Genomic DNA, 19462 nt, shown 5'->3' on the forward strand with positions numbered 1-19462 from the left:
GTCCTGGGCCACGCGTCGGCCGAGGGTGTGCAGGCCCAGCAGGCCTTCAAGGAGCTGGGCTTCGACTCGCTGACGGCAGTGGAGATCCGGAACCGCGGGCGAGAACTTCGGAACCACGACTGCTTGATCAAAACGTTACACCGCCGCGGGTCCCCCGGCCAGGGAGCCGAGCCGGACACGCAGCGGCGCAGCCGGGGCGCACGGACTCACCCCGGCCCGGTCGAGCCGCCGGTGTCCGCGAACACGGGCGGGACTCCCCTGCCGCCCGGCCGGCAGGGCGGTTCAGCCGGACAGCCGGTCGCGGCCCCCGCGACCGGCTGTCCTTCGCAGGGCACCGGGTGGTCCCCGCTCTCAGTGCAGGACGTCGAGGGCGTTGTCCGCGTCGTTGACGAAGTAGACCGCGTCGTGGTCGAGGTCCAGCGCGAGGCCGAAGAGCGCGCCCGCGCCGGGCGGGGTGCCCTCGCTGTTGATCGCCTTGACCGCCACCTGGCGCCCGGCCCGGTCGGTCTCGACGATGTTGCCGTCCCCGCCGTTGACGGTGAGGATGTCGCCCCTGGGCGTGATCGCCATGCCCAGCGGGGCGTTGAGGTTGCCGCCCGAGGTGAGGACCCGGCCGATGCCGGCGCTGTCCTTGCGGGTGAAGGCGTCCGGGATCGCGGTGATCCGGCTCAGCACGGTGTCGGCGACGTAGAGGGTGCCGTCGTGGAGACCGACCCCGGTCGGGCCGACCACCAGCGCCGCCGGGTCCGTCCGCTCCGGGAAGCCGGAGCCGATCACGGCGGTGGCCTCCCGGACCGGCGGCTGGTCGCCCTCGGTCCGCAGGGTGATCCGCAGGACCGTGCCCTGGTCGACCTCCTGACCGCCGCCGTCGACCGTCCCGTTGAGCACGTTGGTGACGAACAGCTGGCTCCGCCTGCCGGTACTGACGGCGGTCATGTCCCAGGGGCCGTTGATGCCGTCCCCGATGATGGTCTCCCGGACGGTGCCGTGCTTGTCGAGCACCAGCAAACAGCCGGCCTGGGCGGTCGCGGACGTGCCGTCGCTGGTGGGCAGGCTGCCGACCACCACCCAGCCGCCGGGCAGCACGGTCAGCGCCGTGGTGAGGCCGACCCCGCCGGGGCACGGTCCCGGCAGGTTGTCCGGGTCGATGGTGGCGAAGGTCGTCCGGGTGCCGTTCGGTGCGATCTGGACCAGCGTGGTACCGGTGCCCTGCAGGCCGGCCGGCGGGTTCGCCGAGTTGTTGAAGTTGCTCACCAGGACGCTGCCCCGGTGCAGGTCGCCGACGGTCTCCCGGATCGTGAACGTGCCGTACGGGTTCACGTCTCCGTTCTCCGGAACGGTGGACGCGACGAGGGACACGGTGTTCAGCCGGTCGAGGAACGGCCGCGGCTCGGCGGCCCCGGCCGGGGCCGCCGCGGCGGTCGGGCCGACGGTCAGCGCGACGCACATCAGCGCGATGGAACGAAGTCTCATGGGTGCTGCCTCCTGGGGCCGCGGGCCGGGCCCGCGGAAGTACTGGGCCAACCCCCCAGGAGGTCACGCTAGGCACCCGTACCGACCCTCTGCGCGACGGCGTCGGCCGAATGCCTCAGGCCTCCGGAGCCTCGATGCCGCCGACCAGGGCGCGGACCGTCGCCGCGGCGAACTCGTCCGGATCGGCGGGGCGCAGCGCCTCGGCCGGTGCCTCGCCGGCGTAGAAGACCTCCAGGAAGGCGCGGTGGAAGCAGGCGCCGATCAACAGCATCGCGGCGGCGTCCGGGTCGACGTCGGCGGCGATCCGGCCGAGCCGCTGTTCGGCGCGCAGGTAGTCGGCCAGGTGGGAGCTGACGTGGTGCGGGCCGGCGTCGTCGAGCTTGCGGCGGTGGGCGGCGAGCAGTTCGGGGCTGGCGAGCAGACCGCCGGCCATCGGGAACGACTGCCGGTAGAACGGCACGGCGATCACCACCACCGCCTCCAGGTGCTCGCGCACCGAGCCCTGCCCGGCCCGGTCGGGGAGTTCGGCGACGGCGGCGGCCAGCCGGGGGGCGCGTTCGCGCAGCACCCGGACGAAGATGTCCTCCTTGTCCCGGAAGTGCTTGTAGAGCGCGGCCTCCGAGCAGCCGGCCTCCCGGGCGATCTCCTTCGTGGTGGCGCGGACGAGCCCGACCGTGCCGATCAGCCGGGCGGCGGCGTCCAGCACCTTTGCCCTGGTCAGGGCTGCTCCGGTCAGCGGCCGGCCGTCCTCGCGGGTCCCCTCGTTCGTCATGGGCACCAGCCTACCTTGACAGGTGGGTGAGCACTCACCCACTCTGGAGGAGAAGAAGGAAGTGAGCACTCACCCACCCCGAGGGAGGGGCCATGAAACTCGCTGTTCTGGGCGCCACCGGCGGCATCGGCCGCCAGCTGGTCACCCTTGCGCTCGCCGACGGGCACCAGGTCACGGCCGCCGTGCGCGACCCGGTCCGACTGCCCGTCCGCCACGACCGGCTGACCGTGGCCAAGGCCGACGCGCTCGACCCCGCCTCGCTGGAGCCGGTGATCGCGGGCGCGGACGCCGTCCTCTCGGCCATCGGCCAGGCCGGCCGGACCGACCCGCTCAAGCCCGCCTCGAACTCCGCCCGCGCAGCCGTCACCGCGATGGCGGCCACCGGGGTGCGCCGCATCCTCGTGGTCAGCGCCGCGCCGCTCAACCGCTCCGGGGCCGGGCAGCCGGTCCTCGCCGCGAAGGCCTTCGGCCCGCTGCTCTGGGCGGTGCTCCGGGACGTGTACACCGACCTGGAGGCGATGGAGCGCGTGCTGCGTGAGAGCGACCTGGACTGGACGGCCGTACGCCCGCCGCGGCTGACCGACCGGCCGGGCCGGGGCCGCTACCGGCACGCCGTCGAGTCCGGCCCAGCCGGGTCCACCGTGCCGCGCGCCGACGTCGCCCGGGCCATGCTGGACCTGGTCGCCGACCCGACCAGCTACCGGCACGCGGTCGGCGTCAGCTCCTGAGCCGGGCGGCGGCCGCCGACCGGTCGCAACGAAGTCAGTCGACCGGGGTCGCGTTGACCTGCGTGGACTGGATCGAGTGAGACAGCTGCGGGTCGGTGTCGGTCGTCCCGGGACAGACGACCTTGACCGGTGCTGTGCGCGGACAGCCCTCAGCGGTGGGTGGGGGTGGAGCGTGCTCGGGAGAGGAAGGTCCTGATGCCGCCGTGGGTGAGCGGCGTGTCGCGGCGGTCCGTCATCCGGACCCACCGCCGGATTCGACGGTGGGCCCGAGGGCTGACAGGTCGGCCTTGTGTCGCGGCGCACCGTACAGCGCCACCGCGGCAACAACCAGAGCGGTCACACCACCGCCTCCGAACATGACCGCCGGAAGCCGGCGCCTGAGGGTCAGGTCGGATGTCGCTTCGAGGTGAGTGGGTTCCGACGGATCGTAGATCACGTCGACGGTGGTGCCGACGTTGCCCGTGACACCGCCGCCGCTCGTCCACTCAGCCGCCAGGCGGGTGCTCGGGTCGAACCCCAGAAGGTACCGGGCGCCGTTCGACCGATGGTCTTGGGCTTGCTCGATGCGAATGATCGTGGCCTGGGCGTGTAGAGCTCGGCTCTCGAAGTCGTGCTCCTGCCTCCCCAGGTGAACCATGGCGCCGATCAGGCCGATGCCGAGGACGGCCAGCGGTATGCCGGCAGCCCAGTGGCGGTTCCGTGGAAGACGCGCGTCTTTGATCCCCCGTCGCATGAGTGGATCATTACATCTCCGGGGCGAGCGCTGCGCATGGAGCGGAACTCCCTTTCAAGAGGCCGCCTGGGAGCCTGCTGCCAGTCGTCGCCGCCCAGCACCAGCCCGCGAACCGACGCTCACCGCGAGACCACCGATGAGAGCGATCAGCCGCGGGCGCGGGCACGTTGACGATTCCTCCACGAATGTGTCCGGGAAGTGGAGTCGATGCGTCCTGACCCCTTGTCAGGCGGAACGTTCCTCCCTACCTTCGTGGATCAGGATCCCCGGCCCGCTGGGCCAGCTCGACGGGCTGCGGACCCGCACCATCACCGGAGGCACCACAAGATCTGGAGGTTTCCCATGCCCGGAACCATGATCGAGGAGATCCGCGACGCGGGTCCACTGCTGGTGGATGACGAGACCATCGCGTTCGAGGACGACGACCGCGCCGACCGCGAGGCCACGGCCTGTCTCGCCGACCCGTGGGTGACCGCCACCACCCGCTTCGCCTGCGACTTCAACTCCTGACGGTGACCGGTTCCACCGTCGGCCGGCGCGGCTGGTCCGACGAGACCTGGTCGTACCTGAACGACCCGCGGATGCCGGCGGTGGAACACGGTTGGAAGCTGCACGTCTCGACCCGCCCCGGCGAGCTGGACACCGTACTGGCCCTCGTCCTGCCGGTCCTGGCCCGGTACGTCTGCCACGCCAAGTGGGCGAGCGGTCCGGAGGTGCTCCGGGAGCTCAACTCCGGGGTGCGGAGCGCTGGTTCGGTCGGGAAGGCGATCACGGTGTACCCGGCCCCGGGCACCGTCGTCGCACTGGCCGGGGAACTCGTCGCGGTGCTGCGCGGGCGGGAGGGGCCGCAGGTCGTGAGCGACCGGCGGGTCGACCCCGGCGCACCCGTCCACTACCGCTACGGGCCCTTCACCGGCGACTACCGGACCGGACGCGGCGGACGGCTGGAGTCGGTCATGCTCGGCCCGGACGGCCGGGCCTTCGACGGACTGGCGACCGGCTCCTACCGCTGCCCGCCCTGGGCCGAGGACCCGTTCGAGCAGCGGACGACCCGGGCAGCCCCGGCGGCCCACGCGGCCCGGCCCCTGGCGGACTCCCCCGGGCTCGGCGGCGGCCGCTACCGGGTCACCCGCGGCATCGCCCGAAAGCCGCAGGGCAACGTCTACCGGGCGGTGGACCTCAGGACCGGACAGGCCGTGGTGATCAAGCAGGCCCGCGCCTTCGTGGCCGAGGACGAGTCCGGGGCGGACGCCCGGGACCGGCTGCGCCACGAGCGGGCGGTGCTCACCGCGCTCGACGGACTCCCCGACGTACCCCGGGTACTCGACTCCTTCCGGCACGGCTCGGACGAGTACCTGGTGATGACCGACTGCGGCGACCGGGACCTGCGCCGGGCCGTCCAGGAGCACGGCCCGTACGGCACCGCACACCTCGCCGAGCTGGCCGGACGGCTGCTGCGCCTCCTGGACGGCATCCACCGCCGGGGCGTGGTCGTCCGCGATCTGAAACCCGACAACATCACCCTGGACGCCGAAGGCCGCTGCCGGCTGGTCGACTTCGGGATCAGCGCCCTGAACGGCACCGGCCCGGACGGCTCGACGCCCGGCTACAGCGAGCCGGTACGCCGCCCGGCGGGCCGAGCGGCCGAGCCCGCCGACGACTTCCACGCGCTGGGCGCGACTCTCGGCTTCGCCGCCACCGGACTGGACCCGGTGATCGTGGACGGCAACGCCGCCGTCAACCGCGACCGCACCCTGGCCGGTCTGACGTGGGCACTTCCCGGTGAGGAGCACAGTCATCTCCTCGCGTTGATAGGCGAGTTGACGAGCCTCGATCCCGCCGTCCGGACCGCCGGGGCCGCCCGGCTCCGCGTCGGGACGGCGGTCGAGCCACCGCGCCCGCCCGCACCACGGCCCCGGATCGACGCCGACCTGCTCCGGGAGATCATCGAGCACACCACCGCGTACTGCGTCGCCGAGGCCCACCGGATCGCCGACCCGGCGCTCGCCGCCCGGGCCGCCGTCCCGACGCCGATCGACGTCTACGGCGGAAGCGCGGGCCTCGGCCTGGAACTGCTCCACCACCTCCGCCGGCCCGGGGTACCGGAGGCCGTCCAGGCGCTGGCGGGGTGGACGGCGGGCCAATCCCGGCGCCTCTCGCCGGGGTTCTACTCGGGCCGGACCGGGGTCGAACTGTTCCTCGCCGAGGCCGGGTTGCCCGGCGGCTGCGTCGGAGACAGGGACCTACCGGCCCACGGCCCGGACGGCGGGCCGCCGGAGGCCGACCTGATCGAGGGCGTCGCCGGGATCGGGGTCGGCCGCCTGCTGCTCGCCCGGCGCGCGCACCAGCCCGCCGAGCGCGACCGGCACCTGGCCGTGGCCGCCGAGTGCGCCCGGGCGCTGTCCTCCGGCCGGGCCCGCCTGTCGCCCGCCGGTGCCGACACGGTCGGCAGCGCCGCACTGCGTGAGGGCCTGGCGCACGGCACGGCGGGCGTCGCCTACTTCCTGCTGGAGTACGGGAGTTCCAGCGGCGAGTCGGCCGCCCTGCGCCGGGCCGAGCAGGCCTGCGCCCGACTCGCCGCCGTCACCCCGGACCTGATCGCCCGGGCGACCGCACCCGGGGCGACCCGCCGCTACGGCTCCTGGTGCCGGGGCCTGGCCGGGGTCGGGGCGGTGCTGGTCCGGGCCGCCGACCGGCTGGCCGAGCCCGGCTACCTGGACCTCGCCCGGCAGGCCGCCCGCACCTGCGCCGTGCTCGCGCCCCGGATGCCGCTGGTCACCCAGTGCTGCGGACTCGCGGGCGTCGGCGAACTGCTGGTGGACGTCGGCCTCGCGTCCGGCGCCGAGGAGTTCTGGGACGCCGCCGGCACCGTCGCGGAGATCATCCTGAGCCGCAGCGGCGGCCGGCCGTCCCGCCCGGTGTTCCCGGACACCGGGCTCGCCCGGCCGAGCGCCACCTGGGCCGGCGGCTCCGCCGGGGTGCTCGGCTTCCTCCGGCGGCTGCACGACCGGGGCGGCCCGCGCCTCGGCCTCCTCGGCACGCCCTAGGATTCCCGGCTCAACAGCCGCCGCCAGCGCGGCAGTTCGGTGCCGCAACAGGCCAGCGCGAGAACCGTGACGAGCCCCGCCGCCCAGCGCGGGAAGAGCAGCCAGGCGGCCGTGACGGCACCCGCGAGCTCCGCGAGCACCATCAGCACGGTCACCCACCCGGGCACCGCGACCACCGTCCCCGGCTTGTCCCCCGGAGTCTGCAGCACGGCGGGCACACCGATCAGCAGCACGTCCACGCCGATCGCCAACGGGACCGAATGCGGCCAGAGCGCGATCGGCAGGCCGATCCACCCGACCAGCTCCAGCCCGGCTCTCAGGCCGGTGGCGTACCAGGGCTCGGTGTGCTGTCGGCTCATCGCTCTCCCCCGTCGTCGGACCGCGGGGGGAGGCTAGCGCACCACCGATCGGCCGTCACCCGCTACGGCACCGACAAACCTCGACGACCGGAACGGCGGCCGACCGGAAGCCTCCGGTCGAAGACCGGCCCTACGGGACGACCTCGCCCTCGACCACCGGCCCGGCCGCGGCCCAGTAGCCGACGTCCGCCGCCGGGCGCGACCGCAGGTCGTCCCGGACCTGCCCGGCCAGCCGTCGGGTGTCGCGCCGGTTGACCGTCGCACCGATGCCCGCACCCAGCAGCAGCGGGGTCACCGACGGCAACCGCCGCATCCAGCTGCGGGTGAGCCGGCGGCGGACCTGCTGGCGGACCTCCGCGCCCAGGGCGAGCGCCGCGAAGCCGGCCGGGCGGGTCAGCAGCATCGCGTCGATCCCCCGGCGGTTCGCCCAGGCGCCCAGGTAGGCCCCGGCCCGCTGGGTGGCGCTGCCCTGCGCCGGGACACCGTAGACCTCGTGCAGTTCGGCGATCAGCTTGACCTCCACGGCCGCCACCGCGAGCGTCTCGGCCGCGATCTCCAGCGGCATCGCGGGCGGCACCGGCAGCATGGCCGCGGCCCCGACCCCAGCGCCGAGCGCGGCGGAGGCCCGGGTGGCCCCGGCGACCAGCAGGTCGGCCAGCCGCTCGGGGTCGGCCGCCTCCGGGTGCTGGGCACGTAGGGTGGCGAGGTCACGAACCGGGATCCGCGGCGCGGCCCGGACCAGCTGCTCGGCGAGGGCCTTGCCCCCGACCGCCGCTCCCCTGGCCGCCGCCAGCCCGCCACTGCCCAGCAGCCGCGCCCCGCTCGCCACCAGCGCCCGGCCCCTGCCGCGCTCCGCCCGGTACTCGGCGACCTGCCACGCCCCGGTCGGCCGCTCGGCCCCCTCGACCAGCTCGGCCAGGCCCTCGGCCAGGCCCTCCATCGGGACCGCATCGGCTCCGCCGACGGCCTCGGGCCGCGCCGGGCCGGCCTCCGAAGCCCGCTGACCTGAACGCCCCGGCCGCTTGAAGCGACCCGGCCTATGGAAGATCGCCATGCCCTTGGGGTACCCCGTCCGCCCACCCGGCACGCCCCACTCCCAGGATCAGCCCGGTGACCCTGGGGACTGGGATGATCGGCGAGACCGACGACCCCGCAACTACACCCCGGCCCCTGTCAGCAACCGCTCCATGGGCCCGACGGGAAGGTACGGCGAGGCCCCCGCGGCCTCCGCGACGCGCGCCGAGGAGCCGGCGAGGAGCCGGAGCAGGGCGGGGAGCGGAAGGTTCCGGTTGACCGGCGACCGCGCGGCGCCGCAGGGTGACGCGATGGCGCCGGTCGGTGTGATCATCGCCGGGACCGCGGACACCGTGATCAGCTGCTCGAACGTCTCCTCGGCGACGACCTGTTGCTCGACGGGCTATTGCCCGCAGCTCGACCCGGTGGTGTCACGGCTCGGGTTCTCGCCGCTCTGAGCGTCCACGATATGGTCGGGGCCGAGAAGCGCAGCGAGACGCACGGGGGAGAATCCGTTGAAGACCTTTTCGTGGGGCAGGCGGAAACCCCAGCAGGGGCCCGCGCAGCGACCGGTTCCCCGACGCGAGTACCTGCCCGGCGAGCGAGAGGCCCTGCTCATCGGCATCCTGCTCGGCACGGACACCGATGTCCGGCTGGACGAACAGTACGACGCGGCCTCGGACTTGGCGGCCTTCCCCTCCGACGCGGTGGTCGCGGCCCTGGCCCGGACCGCCGGTGATCCGGCCCAGCCGGACGAGACCCTGGTGGACCTGTGCGCCGAGTCGATCGCGGAGATCTGGATCCACCGCGGCGCCGTCGACCACGACCTGCTCGCCCGGCTGACCCCGCGCGGCCGGCGCGAGGCGGAGCGCACGGTGGCCCACCGCGCACCGGAACTGCTCGCCCGCTGAGCCCCGCGCCCGGTACGCCCGAGGGCCGTGCGGCCCGGCGACACCCGCCGCCGGGCCGCACGGCCGCGATCCACCAGTGGCACCGGCTTAGTTCGGGGCGGCGGTCATCGAGGTGACGGCCTCCGCCACGGTGGCCCGGTAGATGCTCATCTTGGGCTCCAGGACCTTGGCGTCGGCGCCGAGCGGGAAGTTCTGGGTGTTGGACAGGGGCATGTTGGTGCCCTCGTCGTCGGCCAGCACGTTGATCTCGTCGATGCCGGGGGCGGTGCCGGCGGTGGCACCGCTCGGGTCGAGGTCGATCACCGCGTAGGCCTTCTGGCCCGCCGCGACGGTGAACCGCGTGGTCCCGCTGGCGAGGATCGGCTTGATGTTCTTGCTCTGGTCGCGCGCCGTGGCGTTGCCGAGGTCGACACCCGGGGAGGAGCTCAGGGTGCAGGAGTTCCCGCCGGTGTTGTGCACCTCGATCACCCGCTGGCTGGGCGCCCCGGAGCGGGCCGACACGTGGATCGAGAGGTTCCGGATGTCGCACGGGTGGCCGGGGCCTGAGTTGGTGCCGCCGGACGGCGCGTGCGTGGCGGGGCGCGAGCCCGTACCCGTGGTCGGCGCACCCGCCGTGGCCTTGCCGCCCGCCGTCGGCTTCGCGGCCACCGTGGTGGGCGCGGCGGCCGTCGGCCCGGCGGCCGTGTCGGTGTTGTCGGGCCCGCAGGCGGTCAGCGCCAGCCCCGCGCCGACGAGGACGGTGGCGACGAGCAGCGGACGACGGTGGCGGACGGACATGGTGGCTCCCCGAGGACGGTGTGTGCTGACTGCTTGGAACACTTCACAAGACGTCGGCCCACGGCATTCGGTGGCACACCCCGCGTCACAATCGCCAGGACATGACAGGGACGGGACCGTGACACTCGTTCGGGGGCAACGCAGTTGACAACCGCGCCCCCGTGATGATCAGTCAGCGCTGCCGCTGCCCCGACAGCTGCCGGAAGTCCGGGTGGCCGCGCAGGAGTTCCGCGTAGGTACCGGTGGCGGAGGCGGTTCCCCCGGAGAGCATCACCACACTGTCGGCCGCCTCGATGGTGGACATCCGGTGGGCGATGACCAGCAGGGCGCACTCCTCCCGGAGCTTGTGCAGGTTGACCGTGAGGGCGGCCTCGTTGGCCGGGTCCAGGTGGGCCGTGGGCTCGTCCATCAACAGCAGCCGGGGGCGGGCGAGTACGGCGCGGGCGATGGCGATCCGCTGCCGTTCGCCACTGGAGAGGCGTACGCCGCGTTCCCCGACCTCGCTGTCGAGCCCGTCCGGCAGGCGGTCCACCTTCTCGGTGAGGTTGACGAGGTCGAGCATCTGCCACAGCCGCTCGTCGGTGGAGTCGGGCGCGGCGTAGCGGAGGTTGTCGCGCAGGGTTCCGTGCAGGATCGGGCAGTCCTGTTCGACCCAGCCGATGCGGGAGCGCCACTGGGCGAGGCCGAGGTCGGCGGCGGGCTGCCCGTCGATCCGCAGGCTGCCGCTCCACGGCTCGTAGAAGCGGTTGATCAAGGCGAAGGTGGTCGACTTGCCGGCCCCGGACGGGCCCACCAGGGCCACCAATGCGTTCGGCGGCACGGTGAGGTCGAGCCCCCGGAGGACGGGGGCGTCCCGGCTGTAGCCGAACCGCAGGTCGCGCAGCTCCAGCGCGGGCGCCGGCCCGGTCGCGCCGTCCGGCGGCCGCAGCGGTGGAACGGTGGCAGGACCAGGACCGGCGGCACGGCCGGGCGCGGCAGGAGCGGCAGGCCCGGCGGGCGCGCTGTCCTCGACGGGAAGCGTGTAGACCTCCTGGACCCGCTCGGCGGACCCCTTGGCCCGGTTCACCGAGGCGATGCCCTCCATCAGTTCGGTGACGGGCCCGGTGAGTTGTGAGGCGTACAGCAGCATCGCCACCAGAGCGCCGAGCGACAGGGCGCCCTGGTCGACCCGGGCGGTACCGAACAGCAGCACCAGGATGAAGGCCGCGTTGATGGCGAGCTGGGCCGTGGGGGCGACCACGGCGGTGAGCCGGGCGCTGCGCACCGCCGCGTCGTAGGCCCGGTGCGCCAGCCCGTCCAGGTGGTCGATCTCGCGCTGTTCGGCGCGGTTCGCCCGGACGGTGCGCAGGGCGGACAGGGCGCGTTCCAGCCCGGCCGAGATCGCGCCCACCGCGCTCTGCAGTGCCGTCGACGAGCGGCCGATCTCCGCCGAGAGCCGGTTGATCACCAAGCCGCAGCCGAGCAGCACGCCCAGGATGAGCAGCATCAGCAGCGGGTCCAGCACGAACATCGCGACGACGCTCCCCAGGGCGACGCACAGGTTGGTGGCGATCTGGACCGAGACGTGGGTCAGCGCCTCCCGCAGCACCACCACGTCCGCGGAGGCGCGGGCCATCAGGTCGCCGACGCGCAGCCGGTCGAAGGCGTCCATCCGGACCCGCAGCAGGTGCGAGATCAGGCCGGTCCGCATGCCCAGCACGAAGCGCTCACCGGTGCGCTCCAGCAGGAAGGTGGCGCAGGCGCCGATCAGTGCCTGGGCGAGCAGCAGCAGGACGAGGACGGCGCACGGGAACAGCAGCGGGCGGTGCGCGGTGACGGCGTCGACCACGCCCTTGGCCGCCAGGGGCTGCCCGACGCCCACGCCGGCGGCGGTCAGGGTAAGGAGCAGGGCGACGCCCAGCGGGCGCCGCTGCCCCCGGGTCAGGGTCCACAGCTGTCGGAGCATCGTGCGTACGCCTCGCTTCCTGTCACGTCCTGTCACGTCCTGTCGCGTCCTGTCGCGTCCGGTCACGTCCTGTCGCGTCCTGGAACGTCGCCCCTTCGGTCGGCCCCTTCGGTCAGCCGGTTCCGGTCAGCCGGTTCCGGTCAGCCGGTCTCGACGAGGCCGGAGGTGCGGAGCCGTTCGGTCATCGCCGTCAGGTCCTGGTGCGCCTGGGTCGGCGCGATGTCGAAGTGCTCGGCGAACTCCTCGGCCACCTGGTCCAGGGTGCAGCCGTCCAGCAGGCGCTGGAGGGCGTAGGCACCGGTCTGGTTGAGCTGCCAGTAGTGCCCGGTGCGCCGGCTCAGCAGCACGGCGCCGTCGTGGGTGTCGGTGGACACCGTGTGGTCGGTCAGACGGAGTGTCATGAGGTCCTCCTCGGGAGGTCGGGGCGCGGCCGGCCGTCAGGCCGTGCGCGCCGGCTGCTTGGGGGCGACGGTGACCAGCGGCCGGAAGTAGCCGTCGGGGTAGGGCTCGTCGATGACCCGGCCCTCCGCCTCGACCCAGGCGTGGGCGGCGAAGGGCGTGGTCCGCACCCCGGCCTGCCAGGTGGGCCAGGCGCCCTTGAACCGGCAGAGCAGGGCGGTGGCGATGGACCGCTGGAGGCAGTTGTGGACGGCGCAGCGCAGGCTGACCGCGACGACGGCGGCCCGGGCCGCGGAGGCCTGGGCGGCGGTGCCCGGGCGGGCGCCGGTGCTCAGCAGGCCGAGGACGGCCTGCAGGCGGTCGGGCCGCAGGGTGGACAGCGGCCGGGCGACGGCCACGGCGGTCAGCGGCAGCAGGCGCCGGTGCAGGGGCAGCCGGGCGCGGGCCTGGAGTGCGTAGGGCGGGCTGGTCACAGCATCTCCTCGGGATGGGGTACACGGCGCGGGTGACCGGCGCCGCTCGGGGCCTGGCTGCTCGGGGCCTGGCTGCGCAGTGCAACGCTGGGCAGTGCAACGCTGGGCAGCGCCCGACCGCTCACGGCCGGCCGCTCAGCGTCGGCGTCGCGGCGCGGCGGGCGGCGACCTCCCGCAGCCACAGTTCGGCGCCGATCGTCGCCTCCAGCTGCGCGGACCAGACGTCCTCGGTGCGCGGCGGCGTGATCAGGGTGGTGCGGAGCCGGTCCGGGTCGATCAGGCCCCGGCGCGCCAGCTCGGAGTCCTCGAACAGGTCGAGCAGGTCGGGGACGTGCTCCTGGAGGGCGCGGTCGACCGGCTCCTCGCAGTCGCCCTTGGTGGTCCGGTCGAGGATCACCCCGGGCACCAGCCCGCGCATCGCGGTGGCCAGCACGGGCTTGTACTGCCAGGGGCTGTACCGCTCGTGCGGCCGGACGGCCAGGACGGCCTCGACCACCCGGTCGTCCAGGTACGGCAGTTCGAGCGGGAGCCCGGAGGCGGTGTACTCCCGGCTGACCAGCCGCAGCACCGGGCCCGCGCTGCGCAGCGCGGTGAGGGCCTCGTGCTGTCCCCGGTCCCGGGCCAGCGGGACGACCTGGTCAGCGACTCGGTGGAAGACGGTCCGGGTGGTCCGCACCGCGTCCCCGGTGGCCCAGGGCGTGGCCGGGAGCCGCTCCCCCCAGCCGAGGGCCGGGGCCCGGGACGGCGAGGCGGTGCGGGCGAGGTCGTCGGCGCACTGCCGCCACCAGGTGCCGAGGTCACCGCCGCGCAGCAGTCCGGTGAGGCTGGGCAGCAACGGCCAGCTGTTCAGGGCCCGGTGGGCGTTCAGCTGGCGCCAGGCGGTCACCGGTCGGTGGAGGAAGAGGGTGCGCAGGTAGGCGGTGCCACCGGTGAACAGCTCGTCGGCCCCGTGTCCGGCCAGGTGCCGGGTGGCGCCGTGGTCGACGAGGTGCCGGATTCCGAAGCGGATCGCGTTCATGCCCCGGGTCGCGGCGCGCGGCGCCTCGGTGTCGACCGCCCAGTACGGCGGGGAGAACACCGGCGGGGCGTCGGTGTCCGGCACGGTCAGGTGCTGGGCGTCCGGCAGCAGGCGGGCGGCCTGGGCGGCGTACACCGGGTCGTCGTTGATGGCGCTGCCGCCGGTCCAGCAGAAGGTCAGCAGGTCGGGGCGGTTCTCGGCGGCGAGGAAGCACAGCGAGGTGGAGTCCATGCCGCCGGAGAGGTCGGCCGACAGCCGGCCGGCGGGCCGGCGCAGGGCGACCGCCTCGCGCAGGCGCTCGCGCACCCCGGCGGCCCCCCGGGACAGCGGGAGGTCCGGCTCCGGGGGCTGCCACCAGCGCACGGCCCGGGCGGGGCCGTCACCGGGCAGCAGCAGCCAGGAGTCCGGGGCGACCGCCCGCACGCCGCGCCACCAGCTGCGCTCGCCGAGCGGGGCGAACAGCATCCCGTACGTGACGCTCGCGGCGATCAGGTCCTCGTCCGGCTCCGCGCCGATCAGCCCGGCCAGCACGTCGGCCCGGTCGGCGGCGACCGGCACGCCGTCCAGGTCGGCGGTGTACACCGCCCTGGCACCGGTGACGGTGCCCTGGAACCGCACCCGCCCGTGGACCGAGGCGATCAGGTGGGTGTTGCCGGGCAGGCTGCGGGCGAGCGCGTCCAGGTCGGACAGCTCGCGCACCGTCCTGGTGAGGGAGTCGAGGCGTGCCTGCCCGACCGGGCTCAGCCCGTACACGGCCACCCGGACCGGGCCGGCTTCGGACACCACCAGGTCCTCCGGCGGCCAGGCGCCGACCAGCCAGGGCCGTCCGGAGGCGTGGGCGACCGACTGCGGCGCGGTGTCGCCGAGTTGACGATGCACCCGGGCCCCGTCCGGGGAGTCCGGAAGGACCACCAGGTGGTCGTTGAGCGACTGCACGTGCCCACCCCCAGGTTTCCCGGCGGCGTCCGCGCCGCCGGCGTGTCGGCGGCTCTGCGTGCGCGCCGGTGCCGGTGCCGCGCGACCGTCCCCATCAGGGCGTTCGGCCGTTCGGCGCTCTTCTGCCGGAACCGTGCACCACCGGGGGAGGACGACACAACCGGGCAAGGTCCACTTCCCCTATGGATCACGCCATTCACGCACCGAAAGGATGAGGAAGATTGTCTTTCCATCACATTCGAATTCCGTCAAGAAAGCGCTTGGCATGGACACTCCTGTTGCCACAGTTCACTTCTGTGCCCCAACTACCGTTCGAGCCAATCAGGCCGAAAAACGTTCCGTCATCGATCCACCTGCGGAAACGTGAATCCGCCCGTCAATGGCCGAATCTGATGAGTCGACTGGACACTCCCGGTGGCCACCGGTCCCAATGGAGTCACGCCATCCACGGGCTTCGGCCCCGATGCAGAGGAGATCACCATGGCCAAGAACATTCAGCTGCCCAAGCGCTACACCCCGCCCACGGCCGCCAAGGTCGGCGACTTCAGCAAGGACACGGACGGCACCATCTACACCAAGAAGGACGCGACGACCTTCGGGTTCAAGAAGCCGCGCTGACCTCGGCTCAGCTGATCCAGGCTCGATCACCACGGCCCGCCGGCCTCGCCGGCGGGCCGTTCCCATTTCACGGGGATTCGCATGCCGACACACGAGGGATTGAACCGGCGAGGGCCGCTCGCACGTTGAGTATCGGAACTCCCGTGACGGCCGCGGGAAATACCGAAGTTCCCGACCGGAATCCGGTCCGGGAATTTCGACGTGTACCGACCTACGGTCGCCCCGCGGCCGCAGTGCCCACCCGCGAGCTCCCGCCCGCCGGCTCGCGCCGGTACCCGCACACCCCCGCCCGCACCCGCACCCCCGCCCGCACCCGCACCCGCACCCGCACCCGCCCCTGCGTGCCCGCGACAAGGACTTGGTATGAGCACGGCAAAAGCTCCCCCGTCCCGCGTCCATCATCTGGACGGACGGACAGCCGAGTTGATGTGGTGTCCGGGCTCAGCACGCACGGACAAACTCCCACCCCCTCACACTCGGGAGCAGACGCATGCGCACACCCCTCAAGGCCGCCGCCCACACCCTCACGGCGCTGGCCCTGGCCGCCCTCGGCACCACCGCCCTGGCCACCGGCGCCGAGGCGCAACCCGCCCCCGCGGCCGCCCACTTCGGCGCCAAGCCGCTCCACCCCGGCACCACCCCGCGGGCGGCCACGGCCAGTGGCAACACCCTGTCGGTCGGCACCAACGCCAGTCAGGGCGTGGTGTCCCCCACGCCGAAGGTGTACCTGGTGTTCTGGGGCTCACAGTGGTCCTCCGACCCGGCCGGGGTGGCCCCCGACATGCAGAACATGTTCAAGGGCCTCTACGGCAGCCAGGACACCTGGGGCACCATCCTCAGCCAGTACTGCGAGGGCGTCGCCAAGGGCACGACCAACTGCGGAACCAAGGGCATCCACGTCCAGCACCCGGCCTCCAGCCCGCTGGCCGGCGTCTGGTTCGACAAGGCGGCCGCCGCGCCCGCCAACGCCACCGCCGCCCAGATCGCCGCCGAGGCCGGCAAGGCCGCCGCCCACTTCGGCAACACCACCCAGGCGCCCAACCTCAACGCCCAGTACGTGGTCGTGTCCGCCACCGGCACCCACCCGGACGGCTTCCCCAACTCCGGCTTCTGCGCCTGGCACGACAAGACCAGCAGCTCCTACGGCACCCTGGCCTACACCAACCTGCCGTACATCCCGGACACCGGGGCTGGGGCCTGCACCACCTTCACGGACGGGCGGCTGCTCTCCGGCATCGAATCCACCGAGACCCACGAGTACGCGGAGACCGTCACCGACTTCTGGCCCAGCATCGGCTGGAACGGCGGCGGCGGTGAGATCGGCGACGAGTGCCAGAACCTCGACGCCTACGTCAAGCTGAGCACCGGCACCTTCGACCTCCAGGGCCTGTGGTCCAACAGCGCCAACAAGTGCGTGACGCACGGCTGACGACCGCCGCGCGGAGCGTGGGGGCCGGGCGGAACCCGGCCCCCGCGCCACACCCCCGGGTCACCCCAGGCTCAGCACCGCCCGGGCGAAGGCCTCCGGCGCCTCCTGCGGGACGTTGTGCCCCACCCCGGGCAGGGTCCGCACCTCGCACGGACCGGTGAACCGCCCGGTGCCCTGCTGGTCGGCGGGCGCGATCACCCCGTTGTCCCCGCCGACCAGCACCACCGCCGGCACCCCGATCGGCGGCCGGGCGGCCAGCCGCTCCTCCAGCGCCGCGTAGCGCGGGTCCCCCTCCACCAGGCCGTAGCGGTGCCGGTAGGAGTGGACCGCCACGTCGACGAAGTCCGGGTTGTGCAGGCTGGCCGCCGACGCCGCGAACGCCTCCTCCGCCCCCGCCCAGGTCGGCGACCAGAGGCGCCAGAGCAGCCGGCACAGCTCCTCCCGGTTGCGCTCCAGCCCTTGACGGCCTCGCTCGGAATGAAAGTAGTACTGATACCAGAGGTTGCGCTCCGCCTCCGGCGAGGCGGGCTCCATCGCGCGAGCGATGTCCTGGACGGTGTAGCCGCCCGCCGCGACCAGGCCGTGGATCCGCTCCGGCCACAGCGCCGCCGCCGCGCAGGCCGCCCGCCCACCCCAGTCATAGCCGCCGACCACGGCACGCTGGATCCCCAGCGCGTCCATGAACTCCAGCAGATCCTGCGCGAGCGCGGCCTGCTGCCCGCTACGCACCGTCCCCTCGTCCAGGAACCGCGTCGGCCCGTACCCGCGCAGGTACGGCACCAACACCTCCCGGCCGGCCTCCGCGAGCAGCCTCGCCACCTCGTCGTAGGCCCGCACGTCGTACGGAAAGCCGTGCAGCAGAATCACCGGAGCATCGGTCCTCCGCCGGCGCTCGCCGGTCCGGTGGTAAGCGATCTCCAGCACCGGCGTCGTCACCCGGTTCAGCTCGTACAGTTCACGGGAACTCGCAGTCATCCGGCCATGCTCGCACGCTTCAGGAGCAACTGACCGAAGGTCAGCAACAGGTCCGACCAGCCCCGACCGCAACCTCGGCCGTCAGGGCCGCAGCGACGCCGTGCCGAAGTCGAAGCGCCGGCAACGGGAGCCCGCAGCGAACCCTCCGCGCCCCGGTCTTCCGCCTCTGGTCGGCCGCGTACACGCGAGGGGCCTCCTCACCGCCAGACCCCTCATCGTCGTCGCAGGCCACTCACCCGACAACCGCTGCTGTTTCACCCACGCCGAGCACCTCCGACCGGTGGTTACTCGCTCATGAAGACAACGCGGCGGGGTGTACCGGAGGTACCGGACGTCGTGGTGGTCGTGGTGCGGCCGGCCGGGACGGCTCGGTCGCGGCCCCAGGTGCGGATCTCCTCGATCTGTTCGGGGTTGGTCCGGCTGAGCGGCGTGGTGTTGGCGAAGGTGTCGAGCACGAACGACGGGAGCAGCTTGGCGGCTCCGCCGTTGAGGTGCACCTCGGCGCCGACCTCGTGGAGGGCGGCTTCGATGTCGGAGCCGGCGAATCCCTCGGAGAGGTCGACGAGACGGTCCACCTGGTTCGGGTCGGGCTCGACCTTGACGTACTTGCGGTAGTAGAGATCGATGATCTCCTTGCGGTCCTGTGCGTCGGGGAGGTCGACGAAGAAGAGTTCATCGAAGCGACCCTTGCGGAGGAGCTCGGGCGGGAGGCTGCGGACGTCGTTTGCGGTGGCGACGACGAACGCGCGGGAGTCCGACTCCTGGAGCCAGAAGAGGAACTGGCCGATGATGCGCTGCGGCACGCCGGACATGTCGTGGCTGCCGGCCAGCCCCTTCTCGATCTCGTCGATCCACAGGATGCACGGCGCCACCCGGTCCGCGGTCTCCAGCGCTTCCCGCATCCGGCCCTCGGACTCGCCGAGGTACTTGCCGTGGATGCTCGCCATGTCGAGTCGGTAGAGCGGGAGTTGCCACTGCGAGGCAATGGCCTTGGCGGACAGCGACTTGCCGCAGCCGGGCACGCCGACCAGCAGCACGCCGCGCGGCGGTCGCAGGTCGGTGCCGCGCAGATCGGCGTGCATCAGTTCGTGCTTGCGCTGGAGCCATCCCCGCAGGCTGCTCAGGCCCCCGACGGAGTAGTCCGCGGCCTTGAGCTGGACCCGCTCGAGGCCGGCGAGGTCGCTGAAGATCCGGTCCTTGGCCCGGGCCAGCGCGAGGACGTCGTCGCGCTGGACCGATCCCTTGGCGACGATGGTGGCCATCAGGTTGACCGCTTCGGCCTCGGTCACGCCGAGCAGAAACTCCGAGGCACGGCGCGCGTCGTCCTCGTTCCATTCGATCGGCACCACGCCGTGGTGGTCGTCGAGGAAGCTCTTGATGGTGCCGTACATCTCGTCGGCGTCCGGCAGTTCGAGCTGCAGGCTCATGCCGAGCCGTTGCAGTCCGCTCCAGATCGGGCTGTCGGTGATCAGGACGATGCTGCCGGCGTTGGCATCGGCCAGCCGGGCGAGTTCGGCGACGTGCCGGGTGAAGTGGGTGTCGGTCTCCAGCCCGTCCGGGTCGACCAGGATCAGGGTGGCCTGCGGGCGGCTGGTGAACTGGGCGGCGGCGAACTCCATGGCGCCGGTCAGGGAACGGTCGTCCTGGACGGTGGCGTTGGAGCGCAGGTCGCGCAGGCCGGTGGCCCTGGTGTAGATCCAGAACGGCTGGCTGCTACGGCGCGACCGGGTGGCCACCTCCTTCACCAGCCGCAGCGCCCGCTGCTGCTCGATGGTACGCAGGCCGATCACCGGAACTCGCGCGGTGAGGTAGTTGTCGAGGTCGTCTCGGCTCTCGGCGTAGTTGGACATCTGGG

19 protein-coding genes are annotated in these 19462 nt (G+C 73.2%); 7 read left to right on the forward strand and 12 right to left on the reverse strand.

Translation table 11 applies throughout. From position 1 onward, the window contains the following. Positions 1-351: 351 nt before the first annotated feature. Both ABTY61_RS33610 and ABTY61_RS33615 read right to left on the reverse strand, forming a co-directional pair. Positions 352-1473 carry an NHL repeat-containing protein gene (locus tag ABTY61_RS33610; RefSeq protein ID WP_350508937.1) on the reverse strand — a complete coding sequence of 374 codons (1122 nt, stop codon included), beginning with the start codon at positions 1471-1473 and terminating at the stop codon, positions 352-354. Between the two features lie 115 nt (positions 1474-1588). Beyond that, the gene (locus ABTY61_RS33615; RefSeq protein WP_350508938.1) at positions 1589-2245 is read right to left on the reverse strand and encodes a TetR/AcrR family transcriptional regulator; all 657 of its coding nucleotides are present in this window, start codon (positions 2243-2245) and stop codon (positions 1589-1591) included. 92 nt (positions 2246-2337) lie between these two features. On the opposite strand from ABTY61_RS33615, the gene ABTY61_RS33620 reads away from it, so the two are divergent. Next, positions 2338-2973, forward strand: coding sequence for an NAD(P)-dependent oxidoreductase (locus ABTY61_RS33620; RefSeq protein ID WP_350508939.1), 636 nt, complete (start codon positions 2338-2340; stop codon positions 2971-2973). Positions 2974-3205: 232 nt separating this feature from the next. On the opposite strand, the gene ABTY61_RS33625 is transcribed toward ABTY61_RS33620, so the two are convergent. Further along, a complete protein-coding gene (locus ABTY61_RS33625; RefSeq protein WP_350508940.1) occupies positions 3206-3706 on the reverse strand; it encodes a DUF3592 domain-containing protein in 501 nt (166 codons plus the stop codon). A 342-nt stretch (positions 3707-4048) separates the two neighbouring features. Between ABTY61_RS33625 and ABTY61_RS33630 the strand changes: the two genes are divergently transcribed. Together ABTY61_RS33630 and lanL are read left to right on the forward strand one after the other, a co-directional pair. Beyond that, on the forward strand, positions 4049-4216 hold the full coding sequence (locus ABTY61_RS33630; RefSeq protein WP_350508941.1) for an SflA family class IV lanthipeptide: 168 nt from the start codon (positions 4049-4051) through the stop codon (positions 4214-4216). Between the two features lie 2 nt (positions 4217-4218). Further along, entirely contained in the window at positions 4219-6753 is a 2535-nt protein-coding gene (gene lanL, locus ABTY61_RS33635; protein WP_350508942.1) for a class IV lanthionine synthetase LanL, read from the forward strand. Here the strand turns inward: lanL and ABTY61_RS33640 are convergent. Together ABTY61_RS33640 and ABTY61_RS33645 are read right to left on the reverse strand one after the other, a co-directional pair. After that, the gene (locus ABTY61_RS33640; RefSeq protein WP_350508943.1) at positions 6750-7112 is read right to left on the reverse strand and encodes a hypothetical protein; all 363 of its coding nucleotides are present in this window, start codon (positions 7110-7112) and stop codon (positions 6750-6752) included. The genes lanL and ABTY61_RS33640 overlap by 4 nt on opposite strands. 130 nt (positions 7113-7242) lie before the next feature. Further along, the gene (locus ABTY61_RS33645; RefSeq protein ID WP_350508944.1) at positions 7243-8052 is read right to left on the reverse strand and encodes a hypothetical protein; all 810 of its coding nucleotides are present in this window, start codon (positions 8050-8052) and stop codon (positions 7243-7245) included. A gap of 349 nt (positions 8053-8401) precedes the next feature. Between ABTY61_RS33645 and ABTY61_RS33650 the strand changes: the two genes are divergently transcribed. Together ABTY61_RS33650 and ABTY61_RS33655 are read left to right on the forward strand one after the other, a co-directional pair. After that, positions 8402-8584: a hypothetical protein gene (locus ABTY61_RS33650; protein WP_350508945.1), complete on the forward strand. Its 183-nt coding sequence runs from the start codon at positions 8402-8404 to the stop codon at positions 8582-8584. 57 nt (positions 8585-8641) lie between these two features. After that, the gene (locus ABTY61_RS33655; RefSeq protein WP_350508946.1) at positions 8642-9037 is read left to right on the forward strand and encodes a hypothetical protein; all 396 of its coding nucleotides are present in this window, start codon (positions 8642-8644) and stop codon (positions 9035-9037) included. An 87-nt stretch (positions 9038-9124) separates the two neighbouring features. Here ABTY61_RS33655 and ABTY61_RS33660 read toward each other — a convergent pair whose 3' ends face one another. The 5 genes from ABTY61_RS33660 to ABTY61_RS33680 form a co-directional block, all read right to left on the reverse strand. Further along, positions 9125-9814, reverse strand: a complete 690-nt coding sequence (locus tag ABTY61_RS33660) for a DUF4232 domain-containing protein (RefSeq protein WP_350508947.1) — start codon at positions 9812-9814, stop codon at positions 9125-9127. 172 nt (positions 9815-9986) lie between these two features. Continuing rightward, on the reverse strand, positions 9987-11759 hold the full coding sequence (locus tag ABTY61_RS33665; protein ID WP_350508948.1) for an ABC transporter ATP-binding protein: 1773 nt from the start codon (positions 11757-11759) through the stop codon (positions 9987-9989). Positions 11760-11899: 140 nt separating this feature from the next. Then, positions 11900-12160 (reverse strand): lasso peptide biosynthesis PqqD family chaperone, encoded by a 261-nt coding sequence (locus ABTY61_RS33670; RefSeq protein WP_350508949.1) that lies wholly within the window; start codon positions 12158-12160, stop codon positions 11900-11902. Positions 12161-12196: 36 nt separating this feature from the next. Next, positions 12197-12631, reverse strand: a complete 435-nt coding sequence (locus ABTY61_RS33675; protein WP_350508950.1) for a lasso peptide biosynthesis B2 protein — start codon at positions 12629-12631, stop codon at positions 12197-12199. Between the two features lie 121 nt (positions 12632-12752). Continuing rightward, positions 12753-14585, reverse strand: coding sequence for an asparagine synthase-related protein (locus ABTY61_RS33680; protein WP_350508951.1), 1833 nt, complete (start codon positions 14583-14585; stop codon positions 12753-12755). Positions 14586-15065: 480 nt separating this feature from the next. On the opposite strand from ABTY61_RS33680, the gene ABTY61_RS33685 reads away from it, so the two are divergent. Together ABTY61_RS33685 and ABTY61_RS33690 are read left to right on the forward strand one after the other, a co-directional pair. After that, entirely contained in the window at positions 15066-15203 is a 138-nt protein-coding gene (locus ABTY61_RS33685) for a hypothetical protein (protein WP_350508952.1), read from the forward strand. Between the two features lie 490 nt (positions 15204-15693). Continuing rightward, on the forward strand, positions 15694-16632 hold the full coding sequence (locus ABTY61_RS33690) for a hypothetical protein (protein WP_350508953.1): 939 nt from the start codon (positions 15694-15696) through the stop codon (positions 16630-16632). Positions 16633-16692: 60 nt separating this feature from the next. Here ABTY61_RS33690 and ABTY61_RS33695 read toward each other — a convergent pair whose 3' ends face one another. Both ABTY61_RS33695 and ABTY61_RS33700 read right to left on the reverse strand, forming a co-directional pair. Beyond that, positions 16693-17607 carry an alpha/beta fold hydrolase gene (locus ABTY61_RS33695; protein WP_350508954.1) on the reverse strand — a complete coding sequence of 305 codons (915 nt, stop codon included), beginning with the start codon at positions 17605-17607 and terminating at the stop codon, positions 16693-16695. Between the two features lie 284 nt (positions 17608-17891). Then, positions 17892-19457, reverse strand: a complete 1566-nt coding sequence (locus ABTY61_RS33700; protein ID WP_350508955.1) for an AAA family ATPase — start codon at positions 19455-19457, stop codon at positions 17892-17894. Positions 19458-19462 lie beyond the last annotated feature (5 nt).

The sequence above is a fragment of the Kitasatospora sp. NPDC096128 genome, assembly GCF_040303105.1.
Classification (GTDB): domain Bacteria; phylum Actinomycetota; class Actinomycetes; order Streptomycetales; family Streptomycetaceae; genus Kitasatospora.

What these genes read in the sequence shown, in the direction of transcription:
- ABTY61_RS33610 (WP_350508937.1), bottom strand. Translation starts at nt 1,473, where the DNA reads ATGAGACTTCGTTCCATCGCGCTGATGTGCGTCGCGCTGACCGTCGGC.
- ABTY61_RS33615 (WP_350508938.1), bottom strand. Translation starts at nt 2,245, where the DNA reads ATGACGAACGAGGGGACCCGCGAGGACGGCCGGCCGCTGACCGGAGCA.
- ABTY61_RS33620 (WP_350508939.1), top strand. Translation starts at nt 2,338, where the DNA reads ATGAAACTCGCTGTTCTGGGCGCCACCGGCGGCATCGGCCGCCAGCTG.
- ABTY61_RS33625 (WP_350508940.1), bottom strand. Translation starts at nt 3,706, where the DNA reads ATGCGACGGGGGATCAAAGACGCGCGTCTTCCACGGAACCGCCACTGG.
- ABTY61_RS33630 (WP_350508941.1), top strand. Translation starts at nt 4,049, where the DNA reads ATGCCCGGAACCATGATCGAGGAGATCCGCGACGCGGGTCCACTGCTG.
- ABTY61_RS33640 (WP_350508943.1), bottom strand. Translation starts at nt 7,112, where the DNA reads ATGAGCCGACAGCACACCGAGCCCTGGTACGCCACCGGCCTGAGAGCC.
- ABTY61_RS33645 (WP_350508944.1), bottom strand. Translation starts at nt 8,052, where the DNA reads ATGGAGGGCCTGGCCGAGGGCCTGGCCGAGCTGGTCGAGGGGGCCGAG.
- ABTY61_RS33660 (WP_350508947.1), bottom strand. Translation starts at nt 9,814, where the DNA reads ATGTCCGTCCGCCACCGTCGTCCGCTGCTCGTCGCCACCGTCCTCGTC.
- ABTY61_RS33665 (WP_350508948.1), bottom strand. Translation starts at nt 11,759, where the DNA reads ATGCTCCGACAGCTGTGGACCCTGACCCGGGGGCAGCGGCGCCCGCTG.
- ABTY61_RS33670 (WP_350508949.1), bottom strand. Translation starts at nt 12,160, where the DNA reads ATGACACTCCGTCTGACCGACCACACGGTGTCCACCGACACCCACGAC.
- ABTY61_RS33685 (WP_350508952.1), top strand. Translation starts at nt 15,066, where the DNA reads ATGGCCAAGAACATTCAGCTGCCCAAGCGCTACACCCCGCCCACGGCC.
- ABTY61_RS33690 (WP_350508953.1), top strand. Translation starts at nt 15,694, where the DNA reads ATGCGCACACCCCTCAAGGCCGCCGCCCACACCCTCACGGCGCTGGCC.
- ABTY61_RS33695 (WP_350508954.1), bottom strand. Translation starts at nt 17,607, where the DNA reads ATGACTGCGAGTTCCCGTGAACTGTACGAGCTGAACCGGGTGACGACG.
- ABTY61_RS33700 (WP_350508955.1), bottom strand. Translation starts at nt 19,457, where the DNA reads ATGTCCAACTACGCCGAGAGCCGAGACGACCTCGACAACTACCTCACC.